Origin of the sequence: Vibrio sp. YIC-376, from assembly GCF_052353105.1 — a bacterium.
In the GTDB taxonomy this organism is placed as follows: domain Bacteria; phylum Pseudomonadota; class Gammaproteobacteria; order Enterobacterales; family Vibrionaceae; genus Vibrio.
The window spans coordinates 588,766-604,460 of record NZ_JBBWFK010000001.1; the positions used below are offsets into that span (position 1 = coordinate 588,766).

A 15,695-nucleotide genomic window follows, 5' to 3' on the forward strand; every position below is an offset into this window, starting at 1 on the left:
CGTTATGACCTCTCTGTTTAAGCACGCCATGAAACCTAGCCGGATACGTTTGTGCCAAGGGTGTGAGCTTCCCGTCGACATCGTCGAGCTACCTAAAGGTAAACACGCCTACTGTCCTCGATGCGGCACACAATTATATCGTGGTGGTCAGCATAGCCTGTCTGGCAATTTGGCCGTCGCCGTCACTTGCCTTCTTTTATTTATCCCTTCTCACTTTTTTAACTTCATCAGCATCAGGCTCTTTGGTGTCATGATTCCGGCAACCTTGCCATCAGGAATGATCGCACTGATGGAAGAAGGCTTCATTCTGCTTTCCTTGCTGATACTGTTTTGTAGTTCTTTAGCCCCTTTTACCGTTTGTGCCTCTGTCGTGACCGCACATCTTTCACTCCATAAACGCTGGTTTAATGGGTTACGTATTTCTCTCTGGCTGATTCAGCATCTCAAGCATTGGGTAATGCTCGATGTATTCCTGGTAAGTATTGCCGTCTCCTGCTTCAAACTTCAGGACTACTCCGATATCTTTGTTGGTCCCGGTTTAATCGGTCTGGGTTTGTTGCAAATATTCACGGTTCTACTTATCTCCCGAATCAGTGTGCGCCGTTACTGGGAAAGTTGGCAGCCGGAGACAGACTATGAGTTTGAGCATAAAGATGTGCATTGTCATGAGTGTCACTTATCTCAGCCAGAATATGAAAACTGCCAGCGTTGCGGTCATGAGTTGTATCACCGAAAGCCTCACTCTATCCAGAAAACTTGGGCCTATCTGATCGCTGCGACGATCGCAATTTTCCCAGCGAACCTTATCCCTATTTCGATTTTAATTACTAACGGACAGCGCCTTGAAGACACCATTTTCTCTGGTGTTGCCTCTTTGGTTAACAGCGGTATGTACGGTATCGCCGCTATCATATTTGTTGCCAGTATTGTCGTGCCCGTGGTCAAAATCCTCGGTCTTGTGTACATCATGCTGTGTATAAAGTTCAAACGTTCGGTGTTCAGGCGACAACGAATGATGGTTTACTTTGCTGTTAAATGGATTGGTAAATGGTCTGTGATGGACTTGTTTGTTATTTCCATCATGATGACCTTGATCGACCGTGGTCAGATACTCGACTTCACGCCAGGACTTGGCGCCGTCGCCTTTGGTTTGGTTGTGGTATTTACCATGCTAGCGGCAGACAGTATCGACCCAAGACTTATCTGGGACCAAGCCCCGAAACAATCACAAAAAGAGTCAATTAATGAGTGATCAGAACAGTTCTCAAACGTCATACGTGCCAGAAGTTAAGAGGAGTAAAGGTATCTCTCCTCTTTGGCTGCTTCCGATTTTGACGATGGTACTAGCCGGTTGGTTGGTTGTAAAATCGATCCACGATGCTGGCCAGCGTGTACAGATATACTTTTCCGATGCTGCGGGTTTAGTCGCGGGGAGGACCACTATTCGCTATCAAGGTATGGAAGTGGGTATGGTTCGCGATATTAACCTGACGGAAGATCTCGGCAGCATTTACGTTGATGCAGATATCTACCCGGAAGCGACAAAATTGCTTAATGAGAACACCCGCTTTTGGTTGGTGAAACCAACGGCTAGCCTTAGCGGTATCTCTGGATTGGATGCGCTTGTTTCTGGTAATTACATTTCGATTCAACCAGGCGATAGCGATGAGTTCAAAACGGTCTTTCATGCACTCGATACCGCACCCACCGACTTAAGAGTGACACAAGGTTTGAATATCAAACTCAAGAGCCGAGACTTAGGTGGAATTTCTATCGGTTCTCAGATCGTCTATAAAAAGATTCCTATCGGAGCGGTGTACAGCTATCAATTAGATGACGATGCAAAATCGCTTACCATTCAGGCAAACATTCAAGAACAGTATCGACACATCATCAACGATCGCAGCCGTTTCTGGAACGTCAGCGGTATTGGAGCAAATATAGGTTTTGGTGGTGTCGATGTCCGTTTAGAAAGCATGAGTGCGCTACTTGGCGGCGCTATCGCGGTTGACTCTCCGGACGATGGAGAACCAGTTGAAGAAAACACTGAGTTCCGTTTATACAAAGACTTGAAAACAGCTGGCCGTGGTATCGCTATCAAAATCATTTTACCCGATGGCAACAACATCAGTGGTGAAGGCGCGCCTATTATGTATCGCGGCATTGAAATCGGCCAGGTTACCGACCTAAGCCTTTCTGAAGGTCGAGAAGTGATCATCGCCTCTGCCGCTATCCAACCCGCATTCAGCGATATGCTGACTACGGGGACTCGTTTTATTCTCGAAGAAGCGAAGGTTTCACTTTCAGGCGTGGAAAACATCGCAAATCTGGTTCGCGGCAATTACCTGACCATTTTCCCGGGAGAAGGTGAACGATCTCGCCAGTTCACCGCGATCCGTAAAAACGAGTTTAATCAACAACAACAAAAATCTATCGCAATTCGTCTCATCGCTGACAATTCATTTGGGTTAGATAACGGTGCGAATGTGCTATATAAAGGCATCATTGTCGGTTCCATTATTAATGTCGGCTTAGTTGACGAGGGGCAAAGTGCACAGCATGAAGTATATATGGATGTTTTGATTGATCATGAATACAAGCGTTTAATCAAATCGAACAACCGATTTTACGTAACTGGTAGTGCTTCTGCTGAGCTAACAGAATCTGGACTCAGCGTTACCGTGCCGCCGGCCAAACAACTGCTTACGGGGTCGATCAGCTTCGTGAGTGAAGGCGCTTCGAGCATCCAGAAACAGTATCAACTGTTTCAAAGTGAATCATTGGCGGAGCTGGCACAGTTAAACCGCAGCGGTTCTAAAACGCTCACTCTGTTTGCACCTGAATTACCCTCTGTGTCAAAAGGCAGTCCACTGCTCTATCGCAACCTTCCGGTTGGTAGCGTGGCGGACTTCCATTTGGTCGATGGCGGTGTGGTTATTCAGGTAAGTATTGAAAATAGATTTGCCCACCTTTTAACCTCGCAGACGGTTTTCTGGAACCGCTCAGGTATTGAGATCGATGCATCTCTTGCCGGTGTAAGTGTGAAAGCTCATCCTCTGAAATCCGTTATTCAAGGTGGTATAGCGTTCGACTCTGTTCCTGGGGTTGAAAACAAAACCGGCCAACATTGGAAGCTATATGCCGATCAAAAGACAGCTCGCAAGTTTGGGCGCGTTATTTCGCTAACAACAGACGGAACCCAAGAAATCGTGAAAGGCATGCCTATCACTTATCAAGGTGTAAACGTAGGTGAAGTAACTCTCGTCGTGCCAAACTTTCAACGAAATTTAGTTGAAGTAACCGCGCGTATCCTGCCTGAATATGTAGCAAATATTGCGGTTGAAAGATCACGTTTTTGGTTAACGGAACCAGAAATCGGTCTCGGCGGCGTGAAAAACCTCGCTGCTCTGGTTGCTAAGTCCATCAGCGTAGACCCTGGAAAAGGTAATGCCGCATTTAGTTTCCAATTAGAGAAACAGTTTGATCAAGTCCATGGCGTTATGTTTACCCTCCAAAGTGAGCAACGAGGCTCGGTAGAGGTTGGTACTCCGGTTCTTTACCGACAAATGGAAGTGGGTCAAGTGACAGATGTTCGCTTAGGAGAGTTTGCAGATCGCATTGTTACGACCATTAAGCTTAAACCAGAATATGCCTATCTTGTACGCCAGAACAGTGTGTTCTGGAACGTATCTGGTGTCGATGTTTCCTTTGGTCTGACAGGCGCAAACATTAAAGCGGGAACGATTGATAGCATCGTCCGAGGTGGCATCGCATTCTCCACGCCTGAACAATTGCAAATTCCGCCAGCAGCGAAAAGTGGCCAGACTTTCTTCCTCTATCCTCAGGCAGAAGAAAAGTGGGTACAGTGGCGCACGCCGATTCCTAAGCCATAGGAACAACCCCATCGCAAAGAGCAGCAATCGCTGCTCTTTTTTATTTCCCACCTCCGGGGCTATTCGTTTCTGCATCGCTTTCGTATATTATTTGCGGCAAATTCTGCAAACGAGACTCCACATTGCATCCTAACGTTTACATCCCAGACGCGTTTCTGGAAAAAATCCAAACCATCTTACCTGCTGATCTCAACATGGAAGACTTTGTGTCTGCGTGTCAAAGGCCTCTACGCAAAAGTATTCGTGTAAACACACTAAAGACAAGCGTCGAAGACTTTATCCAACGCTCACAAGAGAAAGGATGGAATCTCTCACCAGTGCCTTGGTGTACAACGGGTTTTTGGATTGATGCAGACGAATCGGTTGTACCGCTAGGAAACACAGCAGAGCATATGTCTGGATTATTCTACATTCAGGAAGCAAGCTCGATGATGCCTGTGTCTGCCCTGTTTATGAATGATGAGTCTTACCATGCTGTTCTTGATACTGCAGCAGCTCCTGGTTCGAAGACGACACAAATAGCCGCTCTGATGAATAATCAAGGTGTGCTAGTTGCAAACGAATATGCTGCAAGCCGCGTTAAAGTTCTTCATGCAAATATTGAACGTTGTGGTGTTCGCAATGCGGCACTCAGTAACTTTGATGGCCGAGTATTTGGCGGTTGGTTACCTGAACAATTTGACGCAGTACTGCTGGACGCTCCATGTTCCGGTGAAGGAACCGTTCGTAAAGACGAAGACGCGATGAAAAACTGGACACAAGCGTCTGTGTTAGAAATTGCTGACACTCAAAAGGATCTGATAGAAAGCGCATTTCATGCATTGAAGCCCGGCGGAGTACTGGTGTATTCAACCTGTACTCTGAGTACGGAAGAAAACCAACAAGTTTGCCAGCACTTGAAAGACACATTTGGTGATGCTGTCGAGTTTGAAAGTCTGGAAAACTTGTTTGAAGATGCCAAAGCCGCGCTCACCGAAGAAGGCTTTTTGCATATCTTCCCTCAGGTTTATGACTGTGAAGGATTCTTCGTTGCGCGTATCCGTAAGACGTCTTCTGTTGATGCTCCGCAAGTCAAAAAACGTATGGGCAAGTTCCCGTTTGCTAAAGCTACCAACAAGGAATCCGCAGAGATTGCGAAACAGCTTAATAGTGCACTAGACATTGAGCTTCCAGAAGACAGTACAGTTTGGCTGCGTGATAAAGATGTGTGGCTGTTCCCTGATGCGTTAGAGCCGATGATTGGCGAACTACGTTTTTCTCGAATGGGGATTAAAATCGCTGAAGCACACAAAAATGGTTATCGTTGGCAACATCAGGTTGCCACTGCTCTGGCAACTGGAGAAGAAAGCAATGCTATCGAGTTGTCAATTGAAGAGGCCCGCGAATGGTACATGGGACGTGATGTCCGTCCTCAGAACCTTTCTGAGAACATAAAATCTGGTAAAGGCGAAGTTTTAGTGAAGTATCAAGGAACCATCATCGGCCTGGGGAAATGGGTCAGTAATCGTATTAAAAATGGTCTGCCGAGAGAATTAGTACGAGATAAAAACTTATTTTAATTTTATTGATAAACGATAACTAATCGATAAATAAAAGAAAAAGCCATCGTAATAACGATGGCTTTTTTATTGAAAGCATGAAAGCGACCTAGGGCTCTAGCGATCCGAGTGGCCTGTACTAAACTAAATGTATTAACGCAGTAAATTTATACTGCTTTTATTTATAAGTAATCCCAAGAATAGGCGACTAAAAAAGTTTTAGCGTAGGCTCCTCGGAGCCATTTCCCCTAGGCCCAAAGTAAGGAAGAGTTTGGGCCGTTTTTTTTGTCTGTAATTTCACTGGATTACAGGACTGGCAGCTTATGCCAAACGGATACCATCTTTCTCGATAACGATCTTACCCAGCTTGTATAATCCACCAATGGTTTTTTTGTACGTGCCCTTGCTGGTACGAAATGCTTCGAAAATCGCTTCTGGGGAAGATTTGTCATTAAGAGGAAGAAAACCGCCCTTCTTCTCCAGTTGCTCTATGATCTTGTTTGAAAGGTCATCCATCTTCGCGACACCGACTTTTTGTAATGCCAGATCAATCTTGCCATCTTCACGAATTTGCTTAATGAAACCTTTCAGCTTTTTGCCAACAAACAATTTACCAAAAACATCTGAAGGAAAAATCATGCCCCAGTGCTTTCCGTTAATAATAGCTTTGTAACCCAGTTGACTGCGTTCAGCGATGATCAAATCAACTTGTTGGTTCACTTCGTAGTTGGCAGGTGTCTTGTCGAGCAATTTGTTGAACTTAGTTGTACCAACAATACGACCTGATGCTTTATCTGTGTATACGTAAACCAAAATAGTCTGGCCAGCAGAAAAACGTGCGCGCTGTTCACTAAATGGAATGAGCAAATCTTTATCTTTAATGCCCCAGTTAACAAAAGCTCCGGTCTTATTGACGCCTTCGATTTTCATCAGACCCCATTCACCTACCTGAGCGATTGGTTTTTCAATGGTCGCAGCTAGCTGACTTTCTGAATCAAAGTACAAAAATACGTCGATCTTGTCGCCAATCTCCGTCCCCTCAGGCACGTGTTTGTTCGGCAGCAAAACAGAACCGTAATCATCACCATCCAGAAATACGCCAAAATCAGCCTTTTTAATGACTTCTAAGCTGTTAATTTGACCAATTTTAATCATTGATATTGTCTCTTTTTAAATTTACGAGGAATTATACCTAAACTAACAAGAAAATCAGAGAGAAAAGCATACTGCTCTGTTATGCTGTTATCGTTCAATTAGTTGCCCCAGTCATTCTTTTAGCAATCTTGCACTTACATGAACAGTACGATTTTCAGAAGCAAGGATACGTTAGCAAAGTCAGGAGTTTTTTTTGGTCACCGTCGATAAACAAGACTCAACCACCTTAAAAATTAGCCATGCACTCGCGAAAAGTAAAAATGTCGATCTTGATATTTACTTCTTTGTGCCTGGTGAGCTTGGTCTCAACCCCGACATCATTAGTGAATCCGAATTTTATTACACATCCATGACTCAACAACGGTCCTATTACAGTACCGAGATTCTACTCCCCTTGGTTCACAGTCGACTAGCCAAAAGGGGCGGTCTTTCAAACCAACAATACCGCGTGAGTTTGAGTTTATTTGCTTATCAATACGTCATCGCGCTGGACAAAGCGGTTGCTAGTCTGAACAAATTAGAGAAAGACTCAGTCACCGAAGATGAAGTTGATGAAGTCATTGAGCTGGCGCTCGATATTTTAAAACGCCTTCGACGTTCCATTCCTTATGAAGAGAACTTAAAACGATACTATGTGAACATCGATAACTATTTATCGTGGTACACAGAGCAGAAGTTCTTATCTCTTGTCGCTCACCTCCCACGAGAAGGCGATTATAGTACGATAAAGCAACGTTTAATTACGCTTTGCGAGAAAGAACAAGCACACCGTCAACTTAATAAGTACAACTCTCAGAGAGTTCTCGAAGAAGTAACCCGCCTGTCTAACAAAATGCGACTATTGAGACGCCTTATCGAACACCCTGTCGTATTGCGTGAGCAAACTATCTCTATGGGTAAAAACGTAAAACGTGCGATAAAAGGGGTTGCGACAGGCTTGGTAATGGTCGTCGTGACATCTACCGTTATCCTTGCACGTGACTACCTCGGCGAGATTTCAGCATCTTTCATTATCGCCATGTCTTTCATTTATGCACTACGTGAAATTTTTAAAGATGATCTCCGCGATGCGATGTGGCGCTGGATACGCAAAGGAAAACCGAAATGGCGTAAAAAGTACATCGACCCGACAACCAAGAAAGTGGTCGGTAGAAAACTAGAGTGGCTCGACTACAGAACACTATCCAGCTTACCGGATAAAATTCAGCAGATCCGCAAAAAGAGAATCGTTCAACGAGAAGAACAAATACTTCACTATCACGAGAAAACCGAGATGGCGACGTCCTTGTTTTTAAGCGGTTATGAGCAAACTCGCGAAAGCTTGTACGTCAGTTTAAGGCCTATCATTCGCCTGATGGATAAGAGTTCAAACCGGGTCTATCGGCTGAATGATGGACAGGTCACGAAAGAATCCGTAGAGAAACGTCACCTGATCAATGTGATTGTCAAAGAAGACAACCACACCGATGAACCCATTTACTATCGTTGGAAAGTGGTACTAAACCGCTCGAAGATAGTCTCCATTGAAAAAATAGAGTTGAGCTAAACAAACCAATTAATGATTAAGCAGCCTTCTTTTTATGTTGTGCTGCTTTTTTAAGGGAAAGCGTCAAATAAAACTCCGCCATTGGCTCATCACCATGTAGCGTTGGACAAAGTGCGGTAATTTTTACATCGCGGTTTACACGCTCGCCTGTCTCTAGGGTGTACTCAAGCATCTCGTCGATCAACGGTCCATCATGACAAACGAAATGAACGTCAGCCTCTGGTCGTTTAAGAAACTCTGCTTTTACCCCTTTAAAAGCAAGTGATATAGGCTCGCCTTTCTCCTGAGCTTTACTCATTGCCAAAAAAGCGCCAGCGACATCAGCACCGACTGCCAACGCACCAAAGTACATACTATTGAGGTGGTTCTTGGTTCTTTTACGTAGTGGAATACGCACTTCAACATGCTGTTCGTCGATAGCGATGATCTTTGGACGACATAGCCAAATTAACGGAACTTTTGTGAAACCGAATACTTTCAAGTAAAGGTTTGCACGACGTACGGCAGATAACATTTTGGTCTCCTTACCAATCTAATCTGACCAGTTAATCAACTATACACTCGGATGTCAAAGAGATGTTAATAAAACCAAGATCTGAGTGTTAATTTTGTCGATAATGCGCTTTACAATAAGTGACATTGTCACCATGAAGGCCAATTAATTTCCATATGAGAATAAGGTTTCATTTCGTCAAAATATCAGATAGTTAAAATGTAATGAGACCATTATGGTTTGATGCTTTTCTTCGTAGTGAAGGGAAATTGGCAACGTAACTTTAGTGTAATAAACAGGCGAAAGTTTGTTATCAAAAAGTAACAATACCAAGGTAATAGCTGATAATTTGGGATTTTAAGGAGAAGAATCCCGGCAAACGGTTTATTCCTGCTTGTAATTCCGTTATCTTTAACCCTTCGCAATAGAGAATAAAGCTATAAGATGCCTATAAAAACAGATGAATTGAGAACCCAGCCTTTGGGTCCAATGCCTACCCCAGCGGAGCTAGGTAGTATATACCCTATTACGGATGACGTTGCAGACCGTATCGCTAACTCTCGTCGTCAGATTGAAAAGATTTTAACGGGTGAAGACGACCGTCTTCTAGCTATTGTTGGCCCATGCTCTGTGCACGATACGGAAGCAGCTATCGACTACGCTACGCGCCTGAGCGCAATCCAGGATAAGTACAAAGATGAGCTGTTTATCGTAATGCGTACTTACTTTGAAAAACCTCGTACAGTAGTAGGTTGGAAAGGCTTAATCACTGACCCTAACCTAGATGGCTCCTACGCATTAGAAGCAGGACTTCACAAAGCGCGTAAACTGCTACTGGATATCAACAAGCTTGGTCTTGCAACGGCTACTGAGTTTCTTGATATGATCACGGGTCAATATATTGCGGATTTGATCACCTGGGGTGCCATCGGTGCTCGTACAACTGAATCTCAAATTCACCGAGAAATGGCTTCGGCTCTATCATGTCCAGTTGGCTTTAAAAACGGCACGAACGGTAATGTGAAAATTGCGATTGATGCGATTCGTGCATCTAAAGCATCACATTACTTCTACTCTCCGGATAAAAATGGTCGCATGACGGTCTACCGTACAAGTGGTAACCCTTATGGTCATATTATTTTACGCGGCGGCGAAAAAGGTCCAAACTATGATGAAGCATCAATTAAACAAGCGTGTGATGCATTAGCTGAGTTTGATCTACCACAACGTCTGATTGTTGATTTCAGCCACGCAAACTGTCAAAAGCAACACAGAAAACAAATTGATGTTGCTCGCGATATCTGTAACCAAATTAAGTCAGGCAGTACCCGAATTGCAGGTATTATGGCAGAAAGCTTCATCGTCGAAGGTAATCAGCCAATGACTGACATCAACAACCTAACATACGGTCAATCAATCACAGACCCTTGTCTAGGTTGGGACGATACGGTAACGATGCTAGATATGCTGGCAGACGCTGTAAAATCCAGTAAGTAAATAAGTAATATCCATAACACAAGATAATCAAGGAATCTTCATGCCATCGTTTGATATTGTTTCAGAAATCGATGCCGTTGAACTGCGTAACGCCGTTGATAACGCGAACCGTGAACTGTCTACTCGTTTCGATTTCCGCAATGTAAATGCGAGCTTTGAGCTAGTAGAAGAAAATGTGAAAATGTCCGCTGAAGGTGAGTTTCAGCTTAAACAAATGCGTGACATTTTACGAGGTCACTTAGCGAAACGTAATATCGATGCGAATGCTATGGACTCTAAAAACCCTGAAGCAACGGGCAGAAACTGGCATCAGAATATCGCGTTCCACCAGGGTATTGATACGCCGACAGCGAAAAAACTGGTTAAGTTAATCAAAGATGCAAAACTCAAAGTACAAGCGTCTATTCAAGGCGATAAAGTACGTGTAACGGGTAAAAAGCGTGATGATCTGCAAGCGACAATTGCAGCAATCCGTGAAGCAGAATTAGGTCAACCATTCCAGTTCAATAACTTCCGCGATTAATATACGCGTAGGTCTGATCTATTACTTTACGTATTGATCCGTAAAGCTAGAAAATAAAAACGCCGACGAGTGAACCGTCGGCGTTTTTGTATTTATCAGATAACAAGGTCTTGCCCTTGTAGCAATATGAACTCACTGGTGCCTTGAGGGATAAACACACAAACACGTGTCTTTTCCTTTCTCGCCTTTGAAAGCATGTCTGATAACTCTGCTGAGTTTGAAAAAGACTCTCTTTCCGCGTCTCTTCTCACCAAGTCCATTACGTCTGACTGACAACGTGTTGAATAAAGAGCCAGTTCAGCCTGCTGCATGTAACGAACCGCTTTGATTGGTAACATCTCAACATCTTTGCCGACATGGATCCAAGTGCAACTGCCCTTTTCATCCAATGGGTTAGCCATCGTTGCTTTATAAATGGTTTCTAGCTCTCGATTGTCGCGTGCATTTTCTACTTCTGGGTTAGCAAAGAATTGCTCCCAAAATTTACGACGTAGATCGACACTTGGCAGAGCTTCTTTAATAGAGTTGCGTTTGGAATTAGCAAACTCGGCCATCAAGCCCATGTTCTGAGGAAGAATCGTTTCTAACTTCTCGCGAATATTACGAATGAGAACGGGCGACGCGCCACCACTGGAAATAGCTATCTGAATACGGCCGCGATTAATCATAGAAGGCGTGATGAAATCACAATAAGGCTTGTCGTCCACCACGTTGACTAAAATACCTAACTCTTTGGCATTTTTATAAACTTGGTGATTCAAATCCGGATTATCAGTGGTTGCCCATACTTGAACAAACCGTTTTGTGACAATGTCACTAGAATAGAATCGTTGAATCCATCTCAGTTGATGATCTTGCGCAAGTTTAGCCAGGTAATCAACTAAAGTCGGAGACACGATAGTGACATCCGCTCCGGCCTTCAGCAGAGCTTCTACCTTACGGCTCGCGACTTCACCGCCACCGACTACAAGAACGGGCTTATTTATTAAATCTAAGAACAGAGGAAAATATCGCATTTTAACTCGTGATCACTCTAAATAACTGTTGAAAACCATGCTACCAAAAATGGGGCAAGGTAATAACCCAATTTCGGTTCCACAAATAATTTTTGTTCGAATTTTGACTGTACGTAGCCGAGGTCAGCTAATGACAGTTCTAATAACGACGTTTTATGCTCTAAATTTACTCATATTTTTATTAAATGTTCTGATGCACCAACTTGACTATCGGTTGCACTATTTACAAACAATTAACATTTCGTCATTCTAAAACCTAGGGATATTCGTAAGCTCTCTTAAAATTCCATTTAAATTATATATTTGAGAATTCACATATCCTTTCCTACGCTTAGAAGTGTTTGATTATTCGATTGCCGTTTCTTAGAAAATCAATCATGTAGGACACAACAAAAATCAAATTGGACACGTTAATTTAAATTTACATTGCATTAACACGGATCACACAGGAAGGACACAAATGGCAAATAAACTAACAATTCTTGCTTCCGTCGTAGCGGCTTCTACTGCAATGATGGCAACATCAGCACAAGCTGCAGACTCTACTTTGGACAAAGTAACAAAACAAGGTTTTCTTACTTGTGGTGTAAGTACTGGTCTACCTGGCTTCTCAAACCCCAACTCAAAAGGTGAATGGGAAGGCATCGACGTAGAATATTGCCAAGCAATGGCTGCTGCCGTCCTTGGGGATAAAACGAAAGTTAAGTATGTACCCCTAACAGCGAAAGAACGTTTCACTGCTCTCCAATCTGGTGAAATTGATGTGCTATCACGTAACACTACCTGGACATTACACCGCGATACTGCACTTGGTCTGAACTTTGTAGGCGTTAACTACTACGATGGTCAAGGCTTTATGGTGAAAAAGGATCTAGGTATTTCAAGTGCTAAAGAGCTTGATGGCGCATCGGTATGTGTTCAGTCAGGCACTACAACTGAGCTTAACTTAGCTGACTACTTCCGTAACAGCGGCATGACCTACAAGCCAGTGGTATTTGACACAGCAGCTCAGACTTCTAAAGGTTTCGACTCTGGTCGCTGTGACGTACTAACGACTGACCAATCTGGTCTTTATGCCCTACGCTTGAACCTTCAAGACCCGGCATCGGCGACGGTACTTCCGGAAATCATTTCAAAAGAGCCTTTAGGCCCTGTTGTGCGTCAAGGTGACGACCAGTGGTTTAACATTGCGAAATGGACGCTTTCAGCGATGATTAACGCGGAAGAATACGGTATTACCTCCAAAAATGCTGATGATATGTTGAAATCGGAAGATCCAAACGTCAAACGTATCCTTGGTGTTGATGGCCCTCAAGGTAAAGGTCTGGGTATCCGCGACGATTGGGGTTACCAAATCGTGAAACAAGTGGGTAACTATGGCGAGAGCTTCGAGCGCACTGTTGGTAAAGGCTCACCTCTAGACATTTCCCGTGGTGTGAACGCACTATGGAATGAAGGCGGCTTCATGTACGCGTCACCAATCCGATAGTAACAAGTAAATTAGGGCGGTCCAGCCGCCCTTTTTCGTTACTATATTAATCTGAATGAGTAAGGAACACTCATTTGCTGGTGAATACCATGCCCAGTAAAAGATGGATTTTGGCAAGTTACTCACGCTGACGATCTATGATTGCCGGAGCATAATATTTAGTGAGCAATAAACTGTACTTACTCATACAGACTGATATCTATAACTAAGGTTTGAGGTTATCGCTGTATGGAACCGACACAAAATGCATCGCTAAGTACGATGTCCAAACCAAGCGGAAGCAAGAGCTTGATTTATAATCCCGCTTTTCGTTCTGCAATTTTTCAGATCATTGCCGTAGGCGCACTGATATTTTTCTTTTATACCATTGTCAACAACGCCCTGAACAACTTAGATGCTCGTGGCATTGCAACTGGTTTTGATTTTCTTGATAAGGAAGCGGGTTTTGGCATAGGGCTTACCCTGATTGATTATGATGAAACTTATACCTATGGCAGAACCTTTATTGTAGGTTTGCTCAACACCGCACTAGTCTCAGTGTTAGGGATAATCCTGGCAACTGCGATTGGTTTTACAATGGGTGTTGCTCGTCTCTCTACAAACTGGCTGGTAAGTCGCCTCGCCGCTGTTTACATAGAGACATTTCGAAATATTCCCCTCCTTCTACAAATCTTCTTTTGGTATTTCGCTGTTCTACAAGCGTTACCTTCTGCACGACAAAGTATAAGCCTTGGTGAAGCCATCTTCTTAAATGTGCGTGGCCTTTATCTCCCTGCGCCTATATTGAAAAACGGCAGTGGTGTCGTAATTGCAGCGTTTCTTATCGGCCTTGTTGCCACTCTATCGATCTCAATATGGGCCAAAAACAAACAACGCCTGACTGGTCAGCAATCACCTATGGCCAGGATTGCTCTGGGCTTAGTTGTTGGCTTGCCTTTGGTTGTTTATTTGCTTGTCGGTATGCCTATCTCTTTGGAATACCCTGCGTTAAAAGGATTTAACTTCCAAGGTGGTATCAGCATTATTCCTGAGCTCGCAGCTCTGCTGGTTGCTTTAAGCGTTTATACCGCAGCATTTATCGCTGAAATCGTGCGCTCTGGTATTAATGCCGTAAGCCATGGTCAATCTGAAGCCGCGATGTCGCTAGGTCTGCCACGTTCAAAAACGTTAAAACTCGTCGTTATTCCTCAGGCTTTACGAATCATTATCCCTCCATTAACCAGTCAATATTTGAACTTAACCAAAAACTCTTCATTAGCAATGGCAATCGGTTATCCGGATCTTGTATCTGTATTTGCAGGTACAACGCTTAACCAAACCGGACAAGCTATCGAAATTATTGCGATGACTATGGGCGTTTACTTAGCGCTAAGTTTGATTACTTCCGCGTTAATGAATCTATACAACCGTAAAGTAGCACTGGTGGAGAGATAATATGAGTACACATCAATTTCAGCCTGATCTCCCACCACCGGCTAATACGGTCGGTGCGGTAGGTTGGATGCGTAAAAACCTTTTTAATGGGCCAGTTAACTCACTTGTTACGATTATTCTCGCCTATTTAGCATTTACTGCGCTTTGGAACATTGTCGACTGGGCGTTTATCAACGCTGATTGGGTTGGAACAACGCGAGATGCTTGTAGCCGAGAAGGTGCATGCTGGGTATTCATCAGCGTACGTTGGGAACAGTTCATGTATGGCTTCTATCCAGAGGCAGAACTATGGCGCCCTCGCCTGTTTTATATCTCACTGGCTATTCTTACTGCTCTGGTCGCTTATGAAAAAACACCAAAGCGCATGTGGATTTGGCTGTTTTTTGTCAATGTTTATCCATTCATCATTGCTGCACTTTTGTACGGCGGCGTGTTTGGTCTGGAAGTCGTTGACACGCACAAATGGGGTGGCTTACTTGTTACCTTAATCATTGCGCTTGTAGGTATCGTTGTATCATTGCCGATTGGTGTTTTCTTAGCACTAGGCCGACGCTCTGATATGCCAATTATCCGCAGCATGTGTACTGTCTACATAGAAGTATGGCGTGGTGTGCCTCTGATAACAGTGTTATTCATGGCGTCGGTCATGTTGCCGCTGTTTATGTCAGAAGGATCGGAAACAGACAAACTAGTCCGTGCTCTAATTGGCGTGGTTATGTTCAGTGCGGCATATATGGCTGAGGTGGTTCGTGGTGGTTTACAAGCGATTCCAAAAGGTCAATACGAAGCTGCTGATGCACTCGGTTTGAGCTACTGGAAAAAGACTGGTTTGGTTATTCTCCCTCAAGCTTTGAAGATCACGATTCCTTCTATCGTGAACACATTTATCGGCCTGTTTAAAGATACTAGTCTGGTACTGATTATCGGTATGTTTGACGTACTAGGTATTGGGCAAGCAGCAAACACAGACCCTGAATGGCTTGGCTTTGCTACAGAAAGTTATGTATTTGTTGCGTTAGTGTTTTGGGTATTTTGTTTCGGCATGTCACGTTACTCGATATGGCTCGAACACAAATTGCATACCGGTCACAAACGATAACTCATCAAGATC

Annotated in this window: 12 protein-coding genes; 9 read left to right on the plus strand and 3 right to left on the minus strand. The window is 43.8% G+C overall.

What is annotated here, in order from left to right; translation table 11 throughout:
* The first annotated feature begins 4 nt into the window (after positions 1-4).
* The 3 genes from WJM94_RS02655 to rsmF all read left to right on the plus strand — a co-directional run bounded on the left by WJM94_RS02655 (position 5) and on the right by rsmF (position 5,452).
* On the plus strand, positions 5-1,252 hold the full coding sequence (locus WJM94_RS02655; protein WP_444492691.1) for a PqiA/YebS family transporter subunit: 1,248 nt from the start codon (positions 5-7) through the stop codon (positions 1,250-1,252).
* Complete coding sequence (locus WJM94_RS02660; RefSeq protein ID WP_444492692.1) at positions 1,245-3,893, plus strand: MlaD family protein; 2,649 nt, start codon at positions 1,245-1,247, stop codon at positions 3,891-3,893. The genes WJM94_RS02655 and WJM94_RS02660 overlap by 8 nt, the downstream gene beginning before the upstream one ends.
* Before the next feature lie 122 nt (positions 3,894-4,015).
* Positions 4,016-5,452 (plus strand): 16S rRNA (cytosine(1407)-C(5))-methyltransferase RsmF, encoded by a 1,437-nt coding sequence (rsmF, locus tag WJM94_RS02665; RefSeq protein ID WP_444492693.1) that lies wholly within the window; start codon positions 4,016-4,018, stop codon positions 5,450-5,452.
* 300 nt (positions 5,453-5,752) lie between these two features.
* Here the strand turns inward: rsmF and WJM94_RS02670 are convergent, their stop codons facing one another.
* Positions 5,753-6,586, minus strand: a complete 834-nt coding sequence (locus tag WJM94_RS02670) for a CvfB family protein (protein ID WP_444492694.1) — start codon at positions 6,584-6,586, stop codon at positions 5,753-5,755.
* A 193-nt stretch (positions 6,587-6,779) separates the two neighbouring features.
* On the opposite strand from WJM94_RS02670, the gene WJM94_RS02675 reads away from it, so the two are divergent.
* Positions 6,780-8,132, plus strand: a complete 1,353-nt coding sequence (locus WJM94_RS02675; RefSeq protein ID WP_444492695.1) for a hypothetical protein — start codon at positions 6,780-6,782, stop codon at positions 8,130-8,132.
* Positions 8,133-8,148: 16 nt separating this feature from the next.
* Here WJM94_RS02675 and WJM94_RS02680 read toward each other — a convergent pair whose 3' ends face one another.
* On the minus strand, positions 8,149-8,646 hold the full coding sequence (locus WJM94_RS02680) for a PaaI family thioesterase (protein WP_444492696.1): 498 nt from the start codon (positions 8,644-8,646) through the stop codon (positions 8,149-8,151).
* A 423-nt stretch (positions 8,647-9,069) separates the two neighbouring features.
* On the opposite strand from WJM94_RS02680, the gene WJM94_RS02685 reads away from it, so the two are divergent.
* Together WJM94_RS02685 and WJM94_RS02690 are read left to right on the plus strand one after the other, a co-directional pair.
* Entirely contained in the window at positions 9,070-10,122 is a 1,053-nt protein-coding gene (locus tag WJM94_RS02685) for a 3-deoxy-7-phosphoheptulonate synthase (RefSeq protein ID WP_444492697.1), read from the plus strand.
* Positions 10,123-10,162: 40 nt separating this feature from the next.
* The gene (locus WJM94_RS02690) at positions 10,163-10,645 is read left to right on the plus strand and encodes a YajQ family cyclic di-GMP-binding protein (protein ID WP_444492698.1); all 483 of its coding nucleotides are present in this window, start codon (positions 10,163-10,165) and stop codon (positions 10,643-10,645) included.
* A 95-nt stretch (positions 10,646-10,740) separates the two neighbouring features.
* Here the strand turns inward: WJM94_RS02690 and WJM94_RS02695 are convergent, their stop codons facing one another.
* A complete protein-coding gene (locus WJM94_RS02695) occupies positions 10,741-11,661 on the minus strand; it encodes an NAD(P)-dependent oxidoreductase (protein WP_444492699.1) in 921 nt (306 codons plus the stop codon).
* A 460-nt stretch (positions 11,662-12,121) separates the two neighbouring features.
* On the opposite strand from WJM94_RS02695, the gene WJM94_RS02700 reads away from it, so the two are divergent.
* The 3 genes from WJM94_RS02700 (at position 12,122) to WJM94_RS02710 (ending at position 15,683) form a co-directional block, all read left to right on the plus strand.
* Positions 12,122-13,150 (plus strand): amino acid ABC transporter substrate-binding protein, encoded by a 1,029-nt coding sequence (locus tag WJM94_RS02700; protein WP_444492700.1) that lies wholly within the window; start codon positions 12,122-12,124, stop codon positions 13,148-13,150.
* Between the two features lie 228 nt (positions 13,151-13,378).
* Positions 13,379-14,584 carry an amino acid ABC transporter permease gene (locus WJM94_RS02705; protein ID WP_444492701.1) on the plus strand — a complete coding sequence of 402 codons (1,206 nt, stop codon included), beginning with the start codon at positions 13,379-13,381 and terminating at the stop codon, positions 14,582-14,584.
* A gap of 1 nt (position 14,585) precedes the next feature.
* A complete protein-coding gene (locus WJM94_RS02710; protein WP_444492702.1) occupies positions 14,586-15,683 on the plus strand; it encodes an amino acid ABC transporter permease in 1,098 nt (365 codons plus the stop codon).
* Positions 15,684-15,695 lie beyond the last annotated feature (12 nt).